This window comes from Demequina phytophila, assembly GCF_000971135.1.
In the GTDB taxonomy this organism is placed as follows: domain Bacteria; phylum Actinomycetota; class Actinomycetes; order Actinomycetales; family Demequinaceae; genus Demequina; species Demequina phytophila.
Genome location: NZ_BBLW01000007.1, coordinates 121,018 through 137,100 on the forward strand (window position 1 = coordinate 121,018; position 16,083 = coordinate 137,100).

Consider the following 16,083-nt stretch of genomic DNA (forward strand, 5'->3'; position numbering starts at 1 on the left):
CCGTTCATTCGTGCGGGTACGGCTGCGGCTGACCGTCGAGGCGGGCGTTCCACTCGGGGTGCTGGCGCGCCTGACGCACGACCGCCCAGATGCGCTGGCCCACCGTGATCGCGGCGAGGATGGTGAGGATCCACAGCGCGGCGGTGAGCACCCACAGCGGGAACAGCCCGAGGCCGTAGAAGCCGACCGCGACCAGGGAGATCACCAGGCGGTCGGAGCGTTCCGCGAGCCCGAAGTTGGCCGCCACCCCCATGCCCTCCGCCTTGGCGCGCGCGTACGGCACCAGCGAGCCGATCGCGAGGCACAGCAGCGCGCCGAGCGCGGTCACGCGGGAGACGTCGATGAACACCCAGGTGAGCGTGCCGAAGATCGCCGCGTCGGCGACCCGGTCGAGCGTGGAGTCGAGGAACGCGCCCAGCCGGGAGCTCTTGCCGCCCAGGCGAGCCATGGTGCCGTCGAGCATGTCCGTCACCACGAAGAACGTGATGAACAGCGTGCCCCAGAACAGCCAGATCCCGCCGTGCGGGAAGAACAGCACGGCGCCCATCACCACGCCGACCGTCCCGAGGACGGTCATGACGTTCGGGTGGATCCCCTTCGACAGCAGGAAGCGCGCGGGGGCCTGCCACAGGGCGGCCATGTACGGCCGGAGCCTGCCGAGCATCTAGTGGTCCTCTCTCCAGGCGTCGCTCACGCGACGCCACGTGTCGTCCAGCAGCTGGGGCACCGCCTTGGTCCTCGCGATGATCGGGAGGAAGTTGGTGTCCCCCTCCCAGCGCGGCACCACGTGCTGGTGCAGGTGGCCCGAGATCCCCGCGCCGCCCACGCTCCCCTGGTTCATGCCGATGTTGAAGCCCTGCGGTCCGCTCACCTCGCGCAGCACGTGCATGGCCCGCTGGGTCAGCGCGCTCATCTCGTCCCGCTCCTCGTCCGTGCACTCCGTGTACCAGGCGATGTGCCGGTACGGGCACACCATGAGGTGGCCGGGGTTGTACGGGTAGAGGTTGAGCACCACGTAGCAGTGCTCGCCGCGGTGCACCACGAGCGCCTCACGGTCGTCCTCCTCCGCCTTGCGGCAGAGGGGGCATCCCGTCGGGCCGTCGTCGGGTCGCTCACCCTCGACGTACGCGAGGCGATGGGGTGTCCACAGGCGCTCGAAGCCGTCCGGGACCCCTCCCATCGTCTCCGCGTCGACGGCGTCGGGCACCGTCAGACCTGCGCCTTCGAGCGCACGGCCTCGACGATGCGCCGGACGGCCTCGTCGACCGGCACCTGGTTGTCCTGGCTGCCGTCGCGGTAGCGGAAGGACACGGCGTTCGCGTCCGCGTCGTCACCGCCGGCGATGAGCGTGAAGGGGATCTTCTCCTTCGACGCGGTGCGGATCTTCTTGGGGAAGCGCTCGTCGGACGCGTCGAGCTCGGCACGGATGCCCTCGGCGCGCAGCCGCGCGACCACCTCGCCCAGGTAGTCGTTGAAGGGCTCCGCGACGGGGATCGCTCGCACCTGGACCGGTGCGAGCCACACCGGGAAGGCGCCCGCGTAGTGCTCGGTGAGGATCGCGAAGAACCGCTCGATCGAGCCGAACAGCGCGCGGTGGATCATCACGGGGCGCTGGCGCGAGCCGTCCGACGCGGTGTACTCGAGCTCGAAGCGCTCGGGCAGGTTGAAGTCGAGCTGGATGGTCGACATCTGCCAGGTGCGACCGATCGCGTCGCGCGTCTGCACCGAGATCTTGGGGCCGTAGAACGCGGCGCCGCCCGGGTCCGGCACCAGCTCGAGGCCGGAGGCGACCGCGACCTCGCGGAGCGTCTCCGTGGCCTCCTCCCACACCTCGTCGGAGCCCACGGACTTCTCGGGGTTCTTGGTGGAGAGCTCGAGATAGAAGTCCTCGAGGCCGTAGTCCTTGAGCAGGCCCAGCACGAACTCGAGCGTCTTGGTGAGCTCGTCCTTCATCTGCTCGCGGGTGCAGTAGATGTGCGCGTCGTCCTGCGTGAAGCCGCGCGCGCGGGTCATGCCGTGGACCACTCCGGACTTCTCGTAGCGGTACACGGTGCCGAACTCGAACAGGCGCAGCGGCAGCTCGCGGTACGAGCGGCCGCGGGAGTCGAACACCAGGTTGTGCATGGGGCAGTTCATGGGCTTGAGGTAGTAGTCCTGGCCCTGCTTGGTGACGTTGCCCTCGGCGTCGCGCTCCTCGTCGAGGTGCATCGGGGGGTACATGCCGTCGCGGTACCAGTCCAGGTGGCCCGAGACCTCGAACAGGTGGCCCTTGGTCGCGTGGGGCGTGTAGACGAACTCGTAGCCCTCCTCGACGTGACGCTTGCGGGAGTACTCCTCCATCTCCATGCGGATCACGCCGCCCTTGGGGTGGAAGACCGCGAGTCCCGAGCCGATCTCGTCGGGGAAGGAGAACAGATCCATCTCCGCGCCCAGCTTGCGGTGGTCGCGCCGCTCGGCCTCGGCCAGCCGCTCCTTGTACGCGACCAGCTCCTCCTTCGAGGGCCACGCGGTGCCGTACACGCGCTGGAGCTGCGGGTTCTTCTCGGAGCCCTTCCAGTACGCGGCGGCGGAGCGCATGAGCGACCAGCCGTTCTGCAGCACCCGGGTCGACGGCACGTGCGGGCCGCGGCACAGGTCCTTCCACGCGACCTCGCCGCCGCGGCGGACGTTGTCGTAGATGGTGATGTCGCCCTCGCCGATCTCCACCGACGCGCCCTCGGCGCCATCAGTGTCGTGCGTGAGCAGCTCGCACTTGAACGGCTCGTGCGCGAGCTCGGCGAGCGCCTCCTCGCGCGTGACCTCGCGGCGCACGAACGCCTGGCCCTCCTTGACGATGCGCTGCATCGCCTTCTCGAGCGCCTTGAGGTCCTCGGGGGTGAAGGGGGTCTCGACATCGAAGTCGTAGTAGAAGCCGTTCTCGATGGGCGGTCCCACGCCGAGCTTCGCGTCGGGGTTGACCTGCTGCACGGCCTGCGCGAGCACGTGCGCGGTCGAGTGACGCAGCACCATGAGGCCGTCCGGGTCGGACACGGTGACCGCCTCGACGGCGGCACCGGCCGGGATCTCGCGCGCGAGGTCCCACAGCGCGCCGTCGACGCGCATCACCACCACGTCCCGGCGGTCCCCGAACAGGTCGGTGCCCGTCGTGCCCGCCTCGAGCTCTCGCTCGACGCCGTCGATGGTCGCATTCACGCTGGGCACAGGTCACTCCCTCGAAGGTTCGGTTGTACGGGACGATGCTACCGAGAGGGCGAGGCTCGCCGCGTCACCGGCGGTCGCAGCCCGGCGGGTGCTACAGCCCCTGTCCCCCGTCCCACAGCCGCTCCGACGCGCCGGACACCAGGTTGGCGACGGACATCGCCTGCGCGTCGGTGAGCGAGGCGACGTAGTCGATGATGCCGCGGCCTGTCGCGTAGCGGCGCAGCGTGGCCGCATCCGTGGTCGGCAACGTCTCCGGGCGCGTGTCGCGGACCTTGAGATAGTCCTCCGCGGCGAGCTCGACCAGGTCGAGCAGGCGGCGAGGCGCGCGGCGCACCTCGTCGTCGTCGTCCAGCCACGCCGCGAAGCTGGTGACGAGCCGCTCGATCACGCTCGCCTGGCCGCGCTGGTAGAGCGCGAGGTCGGGGCGGTGCAGCACGAACCTCTCCTGGAGGAACTTGAGCACCGCGACGTCGTGGAACGCCGAGGCGTCGAGGCTCACGTGACCGGACCGGATGTGCGGGTCGCGCGACACCGAGATCGAGTGCTGGAGGCGTGCGATCCAGCCGGCCATGAACACGGCGAGCGTACGATCCGCGGCCAGCGAGCCGTCGTACGGCACCGACAGCAGGCCGTCCACCACCTCGTCGGCGACGCGGGCGACCGACTCGCCGAACGCATCGTCCCCCGCGATCCACGGGTCGTGGCTCACCAGGCGACGGCGCAGCAGCTCGAGGCCGTGGCCGGGCGTGCGGCGGGCGCGCAGCAGGTCCTCGCGCGGGATCGCGGCAAGGGCGGCGCGGTCCCGGATCCACGTACGGAACTCTGCGGACACGGCGGCCTGGTTGAGCAGGTCGGCGCGGTAGAAGTCGTCGAGGTCGTGCAGCGAGTACGCGATGTCGTCGGCGATGTCCATGACGGAGCACTCGACGGTCTGCTGCAGGTCGGCGATCGCGGGGAACGCGGAGCGCGCCGCCTGCATGTGGTCGAGGTCGAGCGTGTAGACCGAGAACTTCCGCGAGCCCTCCCCCGGCCGGCGCGGCGCGATGCCCCGCGGCGAGCCCGAACCGGGCGTCCAGCCCTCGCCCTGCGCGCGGGTCCACGGGTACTTGAGCACGGCCGCTCGGACGGCGGCGGTGAGGTTGAGGCCGGCCCCCGCGCGGTCGTACTCGTCGAGGCGGGTGAGGATCCGGAAGGTCTGGGCGTTGCCCTCGAAGCCCTCGTCGAGGCCGAACCGCTCGCGAGCGAGCCTGTCGAGCGTCTGCTCGCCCAGGTGGCCGAACGGCGGGTGGCCCAGGTCGTGCGCGCTCGCGGCGGCCTGCACCACCACGGCGTCGCAGCCTCCCAGGTCGCGCACCAGCGCGCCCCGCTCGCCCCAGTCCCCCGCGAGGGAGACGGAGATCGCGCGGGCCACGGCCGTCACCTTGACCGAGTGCGTGAGGCGGTTGTGCACCGCGAGGCCGGCGCCGGACTGCGAGATCACCTGGGTGACGGCCGACAGCCGGGAGAAGTACGGCGAGAAGCGGATCCGCTCGAGGTCGACGCGGTACTCGGGCCGGTACTCGACCAGCTGGAACTCGTCGAGCGTCTCGGGGACGGACCGTGCGACCCGCGGATCCGCCGCCACGGGGGTGGCCTCGGTGTCCGCCGCCTCGTCCGTCCCCGTCATCCATGCCTCCCCGTCCGTCCCTACCGGGACGGTAGCGACGCGGGACGATGCGGGCAAGGCCCCGCGCGGAGCCTCGCCTACGGCGCGAACGGGTGGGTGGACAGGACCCGGTAGCGCGCGTCCGTCTCGGGCTCGCTGGCGATGACGTGCAGCGCGTCGGGCTGCCACGGGACGGCGAGCGGCCGGTGCGCGAGCGCCTCGTGCGCGACGGCCCCGTGCAGGCGGTGGCGGGAGCGGGCGATGGTGAGGTGACCGGTGAAGGGCCGGTCGCGGGCGGGCAGGCCGGTCTGCGCGAGCGCGGCGTCCACGGCGGCCGCGATCGGCTCGGCTCCCGCCACGGGGAGGGCCACCACGCGCGCCGTGAGCGCGATCGCCAGGGGCCCGATCAGCAGGCGAGGCGCGCGGACGCGCGCGGCCGCGAGGGCCGCAGCGCTCTCGACCGCCGCCCGGTCCTGCGTCTCACCGAGGAACCGCACCGTCACGTGCCGCTCCTCGCGCGGCGTCCAGCGGTCGACACCCGCCTCGCGCGCCCGGAACCGCACAGCGGCGTCGAGGACGGCGTCGAGGACGTCGTCCACCGCGCCGGGCGTCATCACGCCGAGGAAGAGCCTCATCCCCTCACTGTGGCACGCACGGTCACGGACGCGGGGGTGACGCTCTCCGCGTCGGGCGACCCGGGCATCGTCCCTGGAAAAGCGGAGAGGCCGTCCGGATGATCCGGACGGCCTCTCGAGCTGGTGGGCGATACTGGGATCGAACCAGTGACCTCTTCCGTGTGAAGGAAGCGCGCTACCCCTGCGCCAATCGCCCCTTGCGGTGCGACGACAACTATAGCGGCTATTTGGAGTGCCTCGGTGCAGGGTCGAGATCCAGCGCGGCGCAGGACACGAAGACGCGGCGCAGCTCGGACAGCAACGGACCCGTCTCGAGCGGCGTGCCGTCGAGCGCGGCCAGCGGCTGGACGCGGCGCGTCGAGGACGTCACGGCGGCGTAGGACTCGCCGCGCACCACCTCGTCAAGCACGCTCATCTCGAGCTCGCCGGCTGCGGCGGCGCGGATCGGGATCCCTGCCTCCGCGCCCCACTCGAGGGCGAGCCCGCGGATGATGCCCGGCAGGCAGCCGGACGCGAGCGGCGGCGTCACGATCTCGCCGCCCCGCTCGATGAGCACGTTGCTCGCGGTTCCCTCGCACAGGTGCCCGTGGGTGTTGGCCAGCAGCGCCTCGTCCGCGCCGCGCGAGCGCGCGAAGTCCATCATCACGGCGTTCTCCGCGTAGGAGGTGCTCTTCACCCCCGCGAGCGGCGAGCGTTCGTTGCGGCGCCACGGCACGCGCACCGCCTTGCACTCGGTCAGCGGCGGCGCGTCGTTGGCGGTGACCACGACGGTGTGCGGCCCGCTCCCCCGCGCCGAGGACATCGGCCCCGGTCCCGAGGACACGGTGATCCGCAGCCGCGTGAGCCCGGTCGCGGCTCCCAGCACCTCGCCGACGGCCTCGCGCACGGTCTCCTGGTCGATCTCGGGCATGCCCATGCGTGCGGCGGAGTACGCGAGCCGGCGCAGGTGGCGCCGCAGCGCGAACGCGCGCCCGTTCACCACCTCGATGGTCTCGAACACGCCGTCACCGACGGTCCACCCATGGTCCCCGGCCCGGACGATCGGCTCGTCCTCGGCACGCAGGAGCCCCCCAGCCCACACCAGCGTCGTCATGGCGTCATTGTGGCGTCCGATGCCAGGCCGATCAACCGACGCGCCTTGAGCTCGGTCTCCTCCCACTCCCCATATGGGTCAGACCCCCACGTAATGCCCGCCCCGGTACCGAACCGCAACCGTCCGCCCTGGTCAGGGACCCACGTGAAGGTGCGGATCCCGACGGCGAGCTCGGCGCGGCGGGCGTCGGCATCGATCCAGCCGATGCCGCCGCAGTAGGCCCCCCGCGGGCTGGGCTCCTCACGCGCGATGATCCGCAGCGCCGAGGACTTGGGCGCGCCCGAGACCGAGCCCGGCGGGAAGGTCCCGTCGAGCAGCGCGGGCCACAGCGCGGGCGTCCAGTCGAACGCCGGCGCGAGGCGCGCCTCCACCGTCGACTGCAGGTGGACGAGCCCCGGCAGCTCGTGCAGGCCCATCAGCTCGGGCACCGCGACCGAGCCGGGCGCGGCGACATGCGACACGTCGTTGCGGATGAGGTCCGTGATCATCACGTTCTCCGCCTCGTCCTTGGGCAGCATGGCCTCGCCCGGCGCGGCGGTGCCCTTGATGGGGCTCGAGGCGATCCGGTCGCCGTCGACGCGCAGGTACAGCTCGGGCGAGGCGGAGACCACCCACGCCCCCGGCCACGCCTCGCTGCGCGGGATCACGATCCGCGAGGCGAAGCGCGCGGGGTTCCCCGTCGCGAGACGATGCGCGAGGGCCACCGCGTCGGGGCCCGGCTCGGACGACGGCAGGGGCGCCTCGAGCATCCGGCAGAGATTGACCTGGTAGACCTCGCCTTCGCGGATGTCCTCACGAATCGCCTCGACGCCCGCCAGGTACGCGTCGCGGTCGAGTGACGTGGTCCACGCGCCCGGATGCGGACCCCGCCACTCCCGTCCGGGAGGCTCCTCGCGCGCGAAGCCGGCCCCGGCATCGTCCCTCGCGACCTCCGCCATGCGCCACGCGCGCAACGCGCCCTCGAAGGTCGCGACCACCACCCAGAAGCCGCCCGCGGCGACGCGCTCCCCGTCGCGCGAGAGGTCCACGCACTCGACGGGTCGCGACGCACGTACTCCCCGGAAAGCCGCGCTTCCCTCGCGTCGCGGATCGTCCTCCCACCTCATGGCCACCACGGTAGTGGCGCGGCTAGGCGGGAGCCGTACGGGGGCTGAACGGGGCGACACGCTCGGCCGGGGGCCGATTTGGAATCGTGGCCGGAAATCCGCTAAGGTCTATCTCTCGTCAGGGCAACAGCCCAGACATGCGGACGTGGCTCAGTTGGTAGAGCATCACCTTGCCAAGGTGAGGGTCGCGGGTTCGAGTCCCGTCGTCCGCTCGGAGCGTCGTAGCCCTAGGTTACGGCACTACGGTGGAGTGGCCGAGAGGCGAGGCAGCGGCCTGCAAAGCCGTATACGTGGGTTCGAATCCCATCTCCACCTCGGGCGATTGGCGCAGCGGTAGCGCGCTTCCCTGACACGGAAGAGGTCACTGGTTCGATCCCAGTATCGCCCACCACGAGGTTCCTTCGGGATCCTCATGAAGTCCGAGGCTTCTGCCCCGGCAACGCGGACGTGGCTCAGTTGGTAGAGCATCACCTTGCCAAGGTGAGGGTCGCGGGTTCGAGTCCCGTCGTCCGCTCCAAGGACCGCCGGTCTTCCCTCGAGGGAGCCGGCGGTCTCTCCGTCTGGAGAGACGGGCGATTGGCGCAGCGGTAGCGCGCTTCCCTGACACGGAAGAGGTCACTGGTTCGATCCCAGTATCGCCCACCATCAGCAACGGCCCTCGGGGATACCCGGGGGCCGTTCGCGTTCTCAGGCGGGCCGCCGCCACACCCAGTTGCGCCGCTCGTACATCGGCACGAACCCCGCCCTCAGCATGTTGTGGAGCGAGGGGTTGTGCTCGCCGTCCTTCTCCGCACCGGTCTCACCGGCGATCCACACGCAGCCCGCGTCGGTGGCCGCGGTGATCCGCTCCGAGAGCAGAGCGGACTGCGCTCCCCTGCCACGGGCGGCGGGCAGGGTCGATGCTCCGGCGAGCTGCGCCGCGTCGCCGCCGATGAACACGCATGCCGCACCCACGAGCGCCTCGCCGTCCCACGCGCCGTAGGCGTAGAAGTCGCGGCCCACGGTCGACGCGATCATGTCGACCAGGTCCGGTTGCGTGGGCATCCCGAAGCCGGTCAGGAAGGTGGCGGCCCACTCGTGGGCGCCGCGCGCGTCGACCCCGCGCAGGTCGAGCTCGGTGGCGGCCGGCGCCACCGGCGTGCGGCGGTGACGCAGCATCTTGACCACGGTGCTGCCGCCGGCGAGGCCGTGCCGGGCGGCGATGTCCTCCCAATCCTCGGGAAGCAGCGCGGGCGCGATCTGGATCGCCGCGGCGGGGGCGCCGGACGCCCGGTAGAACGCCACGAGCTCGGCGATCAGCGCATCGTCCACGGGCTCCGTCAGCCCGTGAGCGAGAGCCTTGTTCCAGTGGCCGCCCGTCGGGTCGTGGGCCGTCGCGAGCGCGATGCCCGACCCGATCCGGGCGGCGCGGATCCCGAGCGCGCGTCGCGTCTCGCGCGGGCTCATCGCGACGGTCCCCCACATGGACCTCGCCTCGACCACCTCGCACAGGTCCATCGCCTGCGCGAGGTCGATGCCGAGGGCCTCGGGTCCGTCACCTGCCGCGACGCTCATGCCCCACCCCCTCCAGGGATGCTACGCGCGGGCGAGCCCGGCGCGCTCGGTGCGCGTACCGTGGCAGGGAGGGCGCCGTCGCCCCGGGGCGCCCGGAGGAGGGCGCCATGTCCCGCGAGCAACGGCTCAGGGTGGCGGCGCGTGCCGCGACCGGCGACGAGTCCATCACCGATGTCGCGGAGTTCATGCCCCAGGCGGCGCTCGATGACCCGATCTGGAACGGCAGGGCGGACAGCCACGTCGCGCTCGACTCGTCGGGGCATCCCGAGACGGAGGCCGCGGGAGCGCACCTCGGCGCCGACCTCGCCGCCCACCGCGCGGCGCTGCCGCCGCACGTCTGCCTCGCTGTGACACCGGCCCAGGTCCACGTGCTCGGGCTGCCCCACGGGTTCTTCGGCGCGCACCTCGAGCAGGCGTACCTCATGGGATCCTTCCGCCGCGACGCGCTCGAGGTCGCGGTCACGGGCCGCCTCACCGACATCGTGATGCGGCTGACGGACACGACGTCGGGTGCGGAGATGACGTTGGTCGCCGACAGGCTCTCCGCGTATCACCCGCGCACCGTGATCGAGCTGCTGCGCCTCACGGCCGCGCATCGCGGCGCGCCCGAGGTGCTCGACGACCCGGCCGCCGACCAGCCGCAGGACTAACCGACGGCGCGGTAGAGCTCCCCGGCCTCGACCGGCGCGTCGAGCGTGTTGCCCGGCCCGGGCAGGGGGCACACCCAGTCCGAGGAGTACGCGCACGAGGGCTGGTAGGCGAAGTTGAGGTCGACCACCAGCGCGTCGCGCGTGCCGCCCAGGTCCGCGCCCTTGACGGTGTCGAGCACGTAGCGACCGCCGCCATACGTGCGCGGCGACGCGTCGCGGAGAGGCAGGAAGATGCCTCCGCCGTAGCTGTCGAGCCACCACACGTCGAGCGACCCGAGGCCCGGCAGCTCCACGCGCCCGACGCGCTCGAACGGCACCAGGCCGTCCGTCGCGGTGGGTACCTCGCGTCGCTCGGGCGTCGTGGGCGCGACGGGCACCACGAATCGCAGGGCCGGATCGTACGGCGCCACCTCGGGTGCGAACGATGCCCGGTCCGGGTGAGGCACCGGCGTCGCCGGGTGCTCGCGCAGAAGCGCCGCGCGCCCGTGGGACCAGATGCGGTGGGCGACCTCGGCATCGGGCTCGAAGCGCACGTCGGCGTACAGGTCGGCGACGCGGATGCGCCAGTCCCTGATCTCCCAGGCCGCCGTCACGTGGGCTCCCCCACCAGCGTGCCGATGGCGTCCGCGAGCGCGCGGGCCACCCCGTCGACGTCGTGGTCGAGGTAGCCGGCGACCAGGGCGCCGTCCCGGAGCATCATGATCTGCTCGGCGCGCTCCACTCTGTTGTCCGTGCCGCGGCGCTCGAGCCAGGTGGTGATCGCGGCGAGCATCAGCGCGCGGAACTCGGCGACCACGGCGCGCACCGGGTGGTCGGGGTCCGGGTACTCGGCCGCCGCGTTGATGAACGGGCAGCCGCGATAGTGGGGGCGGCACATCTCCTGGGTGAGGGCCGCCGCGAGCGCGGCGCGGTCCCATGTCTGATCCTCCGCCGCACCGATCGCGGCCCTGACGCGGTCGAGCTCGCGGGCGAGGTAGGCGACCACCACATCGTCCTTGGTGGGGAAATGCCGGTAGAAGGTGACCTTCGAGAAGCCGGCGGCGGCGAGGATCCTGTCGGCGCTGACGGCGCGGATGCCGTGCTCGGCGAACTGGGCGGCGGCCGCGTCGATGATGGCGTCGCGGACGGCGGGGCCCCGCGCGGGGCGCGGGCGGTCCTGCATGACGGTCACGGCGGCTCCTCTCGTCCCGGGCGGCGCGTGGTCCCGGGTGGGGTGTCCCCCGGGAATCCATCCTGCCCGACTTGCGTTCTCGCTCAAGTAGACGTACTAGTAACTCTACAACCCAGTCAGCGATTCCAGGAGAGAGCATGAGCGAGCAGACCCAGACCGCGACCGACGTCGACATCACCCCCGGCGAGGGCGCCGACCACGACAAGGCGCCCAAGCACCCGAAGGCCTTCTACACCGCCGAGGCGCGCGCGACCGGCGATGGGCGCAACGGTCGGGTCGCCACCAGCGACGGCCTGCTCGACCTCGACCTGGTGATCCCCAACCCGATCACCAAGCCCAAGAAGACCAACCCCGAGCAGCTGTTCGCCTCCGGGTTCGCGGCGTGCTTCAACTCCGCGTTCCAGGGCGCGGCCAAGCTGCTCAAGGTGAAGCTGGTCGAATCCGAGGTGACGGCACGGGTCGGGATCGGCCCGGTCGCGCTCAACCGCTTCGGGCTCGGCGTGCGCCTGACGGTCACCGCGACCGGCATCGACCAGGAGACGGCGGACCGCGTCGCCGAGAAGGCCGAGCAGATGTGCCCCTACTCGAACGCCACCCGCGGCAACATCCCCGTGGAGATCGAGGTCAGGGTCAAGTAAAGCCTCGCCAAAGGGAATACCAGCCCCCTCGGGTCGCTTCTGCCATGATGGACACGACTCGAGGAGGCTGGTTCTCTACATGACCGACGTCACGCACGACCGTTCGAGGAGCACGAAGAGGCTGGGACATCGCGCCGACGCGCCGGTGCCGGTGTCGACCTATCGGCTGCAGCTGAGCGCGGACTTCACGTTCGCGGACGCGGCCTCCCGGCTCGACTACTTCGCCTCGCTCGGAGTGACGCACCTGTACCTGTCGCCCGTCCTCACGGCGGCACCCGGCTCGACGCACTTCTACGACGTCGTCGACCACTCGCGCATCGCCGAGGTGCTCGGAGGAGAGCCCGGTCTGCGCGACCTGTCGTGGCAGGCGGGCGAGCGAGGGATCGGCCTCATCGCGGACGTGGTCCCCAACCACATGGCGGTCCCCACCCCCGCCTTCCACAACAGCGCGCTCTGGTCGGTGCTCGAGCACGGGCACGAATCGCCGTTCGCGCACTGGTTCGACGTCGACTGGGAGTCCGGCGAGCCGGTGCTCATGCCGGTGCTGGGTCAGCGCATCGGCACGGTGCTCGCCGCGGGCGAGCTCGCGGTGGACCGGATGGTGGTGCCCGGCCGCGAGGACGCGGGCGAGGTACCCGTGCTGCGCTACTGGGACCACGTGTTCCCCATCCGGCCCGGCACGGAGAACCTTCCGCTGGCGTCGCTCGTGGAGCAGCAGCACTACCGCCTCGCGTACTGGCGCGTCGCGAACGAGGAGCTCAACTACCGGCGCTTCTTCGACGTCGGCTCGCTGGTCGCGGTACGCGTCGAGGACGAGGACGTGTTCGACGCGACGCACGAGCGCATCGTGTCCCTGGTGAAGGACGGCACCCTCCAGGGGCTGCGCATCGACCACCCGGACGGGCTCGCCGACCCGGAGGGCTACATCGCCCGCCTGTCGGAGGCCACCGACGGCGCCTGGGTGGTGGTGGAGAAGATCCTCGAGGACGAGGAGCGTCTGTCCACCTCGTGGCGCTGCGCCGGCACCACCGGCTACGACGCGTCGTGGCGGGTGGGGGCGCTGCTGCGCGACCCCGCGGGCGCCGCACCGCTCGCGGGCACGCTGCACCGCGTCGCGGGGGACGCGATGGGCGAGCTGCCCGACATGATCGACGCCGCGAAGTGGGAGATCGTGCGCGAGTCCCTGTCGAGCGAGGTGCACCGCCTCGCCACCATCGCGCACACCATCTGCACCACGGACGTGCGCCTGCGCGACCACACCTGGCGCTCCCTCTACGACTGCCTGCGGACCCTGCTGGTGACGTTCGACCGCTATCGGGCGTACGTGGTCGCCGGGGAGAAGCCTCGCCCCGGGTCGCTCGAGACCATCGACCACGCCGCGGAGCGCGCGCGCCGGGCGCTCGACCCCGAGCGCCACGAGACGCTCGAGGTGGTGGTCGACCTGCTCAAGGGCGCCGAGGTGGGCTCCGCGGGACGCACCGCCGACGCGAAGCGTCGCGAGCTCATCACCCGCTTCCAGCAGGCGTGCGGCGCCGTGATGGCCAAGGGCGTCGAGGACACCGCCTACTACCGGTGGACGCACCTGCTGCCCCTGTGCGAGGTCGGCTCCCCCGCCGGCCGCTTCGCGATGCCGCCCGCCGCGTTCCACGCATGGGCGCACGAGCAGCAGCAGCTCTACCCCCATGCGATGACCTGCCTCTCGACGCACGACACCAAGCGGTCCGAGGACGTCCGCGCCCGCCTCGGCGTGCTGTCCGAGTGCGCGGACGAGTGGGACCAGCTGGTTCAGCACCTGCGCACCATCACCGAGGAGCTGCGCCCTGCGGAGCTCGACGGCCGCACGGAGAACCTGTGGTGGCAGACCCTCGTGGGCACCTCCGACGAGGACGGCCTCATGGCATGGGACCGCCTCGAGGGCTACCTCACCAAGGCCATGCGCGAGGCGAAGTCGCACACGACGTGGACCTCGGTGAACGAGACGTACGAGTCGCAGGTGCTGTGGTTCGCGCAGACCACTCACGCGGACCCGGCGGTCCGCGACGCGGTCGCCGGCTGGCATCGCACCACCCAGACGGGGGTGCGCGCGGCGATCCTCGGGCAGAAGCTGCTGCAGCTGACCGTTCCCGGAGTGCCCGACGTCTACCAGGGCACGGAGCTGCTCGCGCCCAGCCTGGTCGACCCCGACAACCGGCGGCCCGTCGACTACGAGCTGCGGCTCGACACCCTGCGCCGGCTGGACCGGCGCGCCAAGCCGCGCGGTCTCGCCGAGGAGAAGCTGCTGGTGACGTCCGCCGCGCTGCGACTGCGCCGCGCCCACCCCGACGCATTCGTCGGCGAGGACGCCGGCTACGTGCCCCTCGCATCGTCCTCCGGCCATGCCGTCGTGTTCGCCCGCACCGTCGGCGACCGTCCGATCGCCATCACCGTGGCGACCCGCGCCGCGCTCGAGCTCGAGCACCTGGGCGGTTGGGCGGAGCACACCGTGCAGCTGCCGGCCGGACGCTGGCGCGACGTCATCGGGCGCCACACCGTCGAGGGCGGACCGGTGCCGCTCGCGCAGCTGCTACGGTCCCACCCCGTCGCGCTGCTGGAGCGGGCGTGAGCGCGCCCGTGCGGGTGTGGGCGCCCGCGGCCGCCAAGGTCGAGTGCAGGATCGGTCCGGCCGATGCGCCGGTCACCGCAGCGATGCGTCCCGCCAAGGACGGGTGGTGGGAGGGGCCGCGCCTGCCCGCGCGGACCGACTACGCGTTCGTGATCGACGGCGCCGGGCCGTTCCCGGATCCGCGCAGCCCCTGGCAGCCCCACGGCGTCCACGGGCCCTCGCGGACCTTCGACCCTGCCGCGCACGTGTGGGACGACGCCGCGTGGCAGGGCCTCGACGCCCGGGGTGCGGTGCACTACGAGCTGCACGTAGGCACGTTCACGCCCGGCGGCACGCTCGATGCGATCGACGGTCACCAGCTGCGCGATCTCGCCTCGCGTGGGGTACAGATGATCGAGCTCATGCCGCTTGCGGCCTTCCCCGGCTCGCGCGGCTGGGGCTACGACGGCGTCGCGCTCTACTCGGTCCACGAGGCGTACGGAGGGCCCGAGGCGCTGCAGCGGTTCGTCGACCGGGCGCACCAGCACGGCCTCGGGGTCTGCCTCGACGTGGTCTACAACCACCTGGGGCCCGACGGGAACTATCTGGCGCAGTTCGGCCCGTACTTCACCGACGCGCATGAGACGCCGTGGGGCTGGGCCGTGAACCTGGATCAGCCGTCCGCGGAGGGCATGCGCGCGTTCATCGTGGACAACGCGCTGCGCTGGTTCGCGGACTTCCACGTGGACGCGCTGCGCCTGGACGCGGTGCACGCGCTCGTCGACGACTCGCCGCGGCACATCCTCGCGGAGCTCGCCGACGAGACCGCCGCGCTCGCGGCGCGCCTGGGGCGCCCGCTGTCGCTCACCGCGGAGTCCGACCTCAACGACGTGTCGATGGTGACGCCCACCGCGGACGGCGGCCTCGGGATGACGGCACAGTGGGCCGACGACGTCCACCACGCCCTTCACGCGTATCTCACCGGGGAGCGGCACGGGTACTACTGCGACTTCGGGACCATCGAGGCGCTCGACAAGGTCTACCGCGAGGTCTTCGTCCACGACGGCTCGTACTCGACCTTCCGTGGCCGCGACTGGGGCGCGCCGGTGCCCGCGGACGTGGACCGGCGACGGTTCGTGGTGTTCGCGTCCAACCACGACCAGGTGGGCAACAGGGCCATCGGGGACCGACCGGCGTCCCGGCTCTCCCCCGGCGCGCAGGCGGCGTCGCTCGCGCTCGTGCTGCTGTCCCCGTTCACGCCGCTGCTGTTCATGGGCGAGGAGTACGGCGAGACCCGCCCGTTCATGTTCTTCACCGACCACGACGAGCCGCTCGGCTCCGCAGTGTCCGAGGGCCGCATGAGCGAGTTCGCGGGGCACGGCTGGGAGGAGCTCTACGGCGGCACCGTGCAGGTCCCCGACCCGCAGGACCGCCAGACGTTCCTGCGCTCCAAGCTGGGCTCGGGGGTCTCGGCCTCCTCTGCGTCCCACCGCCTGATCGAGGAGTGGGTGGCTGCGGTTCTGTCCGCGCGCGTGGCGACGCTTCCCGCGGAGGCGTGGGCCGCTCATCCCGCGGGAGCGTCCGAGCTCGCGCCGAGGCAGCTCACCATGCACGGGCCGGTGCGGGTGCACGCGAACCTGTCTACCTCGCCCATGGTGGTGGAGACGGAGGCCTCAGCGCTCGCCGTGTTCGGCTCGGTCGAGGCGATCGAGGGCGCGCTGGTGCTCGCGCCCGACGCGGTGGCGCTGGTGGCCGCCGAGGGCTGATCCCGGGCACGCCTTGGCGACGCCTCCCCGTGCGGGGGTGGGC

Annotated in this window: 14 protein-coding genes and 6 tRNA genes; 9 read left to right on the top strand and 11 right to left on the bottom strand. The window is 72.0% G+C overall.

The features are described from left to right. Positions 1-4 precede the first annotated feature (4 nt). The 8 genes from pgsA to AOM01_RS11350 form a co-directional block, all read right to left on the bottom strand. Positions 5-664, bottom strand: a complete 660-nt coding sequence (gene pgsA / locus AOM01_RS11315; protein WP_062293466.1) for a phosphatidylinositol phosphate synthase — start codon at positions 662-664, stop codon at positions 5-7. After that, positions 665-1,180, bottom strand: a complete 516-nt coding sequence (locus tag AOM01_RS11320) for an HIT family protein (protein ID WP_062293727.1) — start codon at positions 1,178-1,180, stop codon at positions 665-667. A 29-nt stretch (positions 1,181-1,209) separates the two neighbouring features. Then, positions 1,210-3,201 (bottom strand): threonine--tRNA ligase, encoded by a 1,992-nt coding sequence (thrS, locus tag AOM01_RS11325; RefSeq protein WP_062293469.1) that lies wholly within the window; start codon positions 3,199-3,201, stop codon positions 1,210-1,212. A gap of 91 nt (positions 3,202-3,292) precedes the next feature. Next, positions 3,293-4,867 carry a deoxyguanosinetriphosphate triphosphohydrolase family protein gene (locus AOM01_RS11330; protein ID WP_082110209.1) on the bottom strand — a complete coding sequence of 525 codons (1,575 nt, stop codon included), beginning with the start codon at positions 4,865-4,867 and terminating at the stop codon, positions 3,293-3,295. 77 nt (positions 4,868-4,944) lie between these two features. Beyond that, positions 4,945-5,481 carry a 2'-5' RNA ligase family protein gene (locus AOM01_RS11335; protein WP_062293471.1) on the bottom strand — a complete coding sequence of 179 codons (537 nt, stop codon included), beginning with the start codon at positions 5,479-5,481 and terminating at the stop codon, positions 4,945-4,947. A gap of 121 nt (positions 5,482-5,602) precedes the next feature. Continuing rightward, positions 5,603-5,677 (bottom strand) — tRNA-Val (locus tag AOM01_RS11340). 27 nt (positions 5,678-5,704) lie between these two features. Beyond that, positions 5,705-6,574, bottom strand: coding sequence for an aminotransferase class IV (locus AOM01_RS11345; protein WP_062293474.1), 870 nt, complete (start codon positions 6,572-6,574; stop codon positions 5,705-5,707). Then, entirely contained in the window at positions 6,571-7,680 is a 1,110-nt protein-coding gene (locus AOM01_RS11350; protein ID WP_062293477.1) for a chorismate-binding protein, read from the bottom strand. The genes AOM01_RS11345 and AOM01_RS11350 overlap by 4 nt, the downstream gene beginning before the upstream one ends. Positions 7,681-7,819: 139 nt before the next feature. On the opposite strand from AOM01_RS11350, the gene AOM01_RS11355 reads away from it, so the two are divergent. From AOM01_RS11355 to AOM01_RS11375, 5 genes are all read left to right on the top strand, one after another. Further along, positions 7,820-7,892 (top strand) — tRNA-Gly (locus AOM01_RS11355). A 32-nt stretch (positions 7,893-7,924) separates the two neighbouring features. After that, positions 7,925-7,995 (top strand) — tRNA-Cys (locus AOM01_RS11360). 1 nt (position 7,996) lies between these two features. Continuing rightward, positions 7,997-8,071 (top strand) — tRNA-Val (locus tag AOM01_RS11365). Positions 8,072-8,121: 50 nt separating this feature from the next. Next, positions 8,122-8,197, top strand: a tRNA-Gly gene (locus AOM01_RS11370). A gap of 53 nt (positions 8,198-8,250) precedes the next feature. Next, positions 8,251-8,325, top strand: a tRNA-Val gene (locus AOM01_RS11375). Between the two features lie 42 nt (positions 8,326-8,367). Here the strand turns inward: AOM01_RS11375 and AOM01_RS11380 are convergent. Beyond that, on the bottom strand, positions 8,368-9,234 hold the full coding sequence (locus tag AOM01_RS11380) for a GNAT family N-acetyltransferase (RefSeq protein ID WP_062293479.1): 867 nt from the start codon (positions 9,232-9,234) through the stop codon (positions 8,368-8,370). 107 nt (positions 9,235-9,341) lie between these two features. Between AOM01_RS11380 and AOM01_RS11385 the strand changes: the two genes are divergently transcribed. Next, positions 9,342-9,884: a hypothetical protein gene (locus tag AOM01_RS11385; RefSeq protein WP_062293482.1), complete on the top strand. Its 543-nt coding sequence runs from the start codon at positions 9,342-9,344 to the stop codon at positions 9,882-9,884. Here AOM01_RS11385 and AOM01_RS14455 read toward each other — a convergent pair. Both AOM01_RS14455 and AOM01_RS11395 read right to left on the bottom strand, forming a co-directional pair. Further along, positions 9,881-10,477 (bottom strand): DUF1684 domain-containing protein, encoded by a 597-nt coding sequence (locus tag AOM01_RS14455; protein WP_062293485.1) that lies wholly within the window; start codon positions 10,475-10,477, stop codon positions 9,881-9,883. The two genes, AOM01_RS11385 and AOM01_RS14455, sit on opposite strands and share 4 nt — an antisense overlap. Further along, on the bottom strand, positions 10,474-11,046 hold the full coding sequence (locus tag AOM01_RS11395; RefSeq protein ID WP_156155962.1) for a TetR/AcrR family transcriptional regulator: 573 nt from the start codon (positions 11,044-11,046) through the stop codon (positions 10,474-10,476). Before AOM01_RS11395 ends, AOM01_RS14455 begins: the two co-directional genes overlap by 4 nt. 146 nt (positions 11,047-11,192) lie before the next feature. Here AOM01_RS11395 and AOM01_RS11400 point away from each other — a divergent pair, with 146 nt between their 5' ends. From AOM01_RS11400 to treZ, 3 genes are all read left to right on the top strand, one after another. Continuing rightward, entirely contained in the window at positions 11,193-11,693 is a 501-nt protein-coding gene (locus AOM01_RS11400; protein ID WP_082110210.1) for an organic hydroperoxide resistance protein, read from the top strand. 79 nt (positions 11,694-11,772) lie between these two features. Then, positions 11,773-14,295, top strand: a complete 2,523-nt coding sequence (treY, locus tag AOM01_RS11405) for a malto-oligosyltrehalose synthase (RefSeq protein WP_062293491.1) — start codon at positions 11,773-11,775, stop codon at positions 14,293-14,295. Beyond that, positions 14,292-16,040 (top strand): malto-oligosyltrehalose trehalohydrolase, encoded by a 1,749-nt coding sequence (gene treZ / locus AOM01_RS11410; protein WP_082110211.1) that lies wholly within the window; start codon positions 14,292-14,294, stop codon positions 16,038-16,040. The genes treY and treZ overlap by 4 nt, the downstream gene beginning before the upstream one ends. Positions 16,041-16,083 lie beyond the last annotated feature (43 nt).

Coding starts and splice junctions, on each gene's coding strand:
- pgsA (WP_062293466.1), bottom strand. CDS start 664: ATGCTCGGCAGGCTCCGGCCGTACATGGCCGCCCTGTGGCAGGCCCCC.
- AOM01_RS11320 (WP_062293727.1), bottom strand. CDS start 1,180: ATGGGAGGGGTCCCGGACGGCTTCGAGCGCCTGTGGACACCCCATCGC.
- AOM01_RS11330 (WP_082110209.1), bottom strand. CDS start 4,867: ATGACGGGGACGGACGAGGCGGCGGACACCGAGGCCACCCCCGTGGCG.
- AOM01_RS11335 (WP_062293471.1), bottom strand. CDS start 5,481: ATGAGGCTCTTCCTCGGCGTGATGACGCCCGGCGCGGTGGACGACGTC.
- AOM01_RS11345 (WP_062293474.1), bottom strand. CDS start 6,574: ATGACGACGCTGGTGTGGGCTGGGGGGCTCCTGCGTGCCGAGGACGAG.
- AOM01_RS11350 (WP_062293477.1), bottom strand. CDS start 7,680: ATGAGGTGGGAGGACGATCCGCGACGCGAGGGAAGCGCGGCTTTCCGG.
- AOM01_RS11380 (WP_062293479.1), bottom strand. CDS start 9,234: ATGAGCGTCGCGGCAGGTGACGGACCCGAGGCCCTCGGCATCGACCTC.
- AOM01_RS11385 (WP_062293482.1), top strand. CDS start 9,342: ATGTCCCGCGAGCAACGGCTCAGGGTGGCGGCGCGTGCCGCGACCGGC.
- AOM01_RS11395 (WP_156155962.1), bottom strand. CDS start 11,046: ATGCAGGACCGCCCGCGCCCCGCGCGGGGCCCCGCCGTCCGCGACGCC.
- AOM01_RS11400 (WP_082110210.1), top strand. CDS start 11,193: ATGAGCGAGCAGACCCAGACCGCGACCGACGTCGACATCACCCCCGGC.
- treY (WP_062293491.1), top strand. CDS start 11,773: ATGACCGACGTCACGCACGACCGTTCGAGGAGCACGAAGAGGCTGGGA.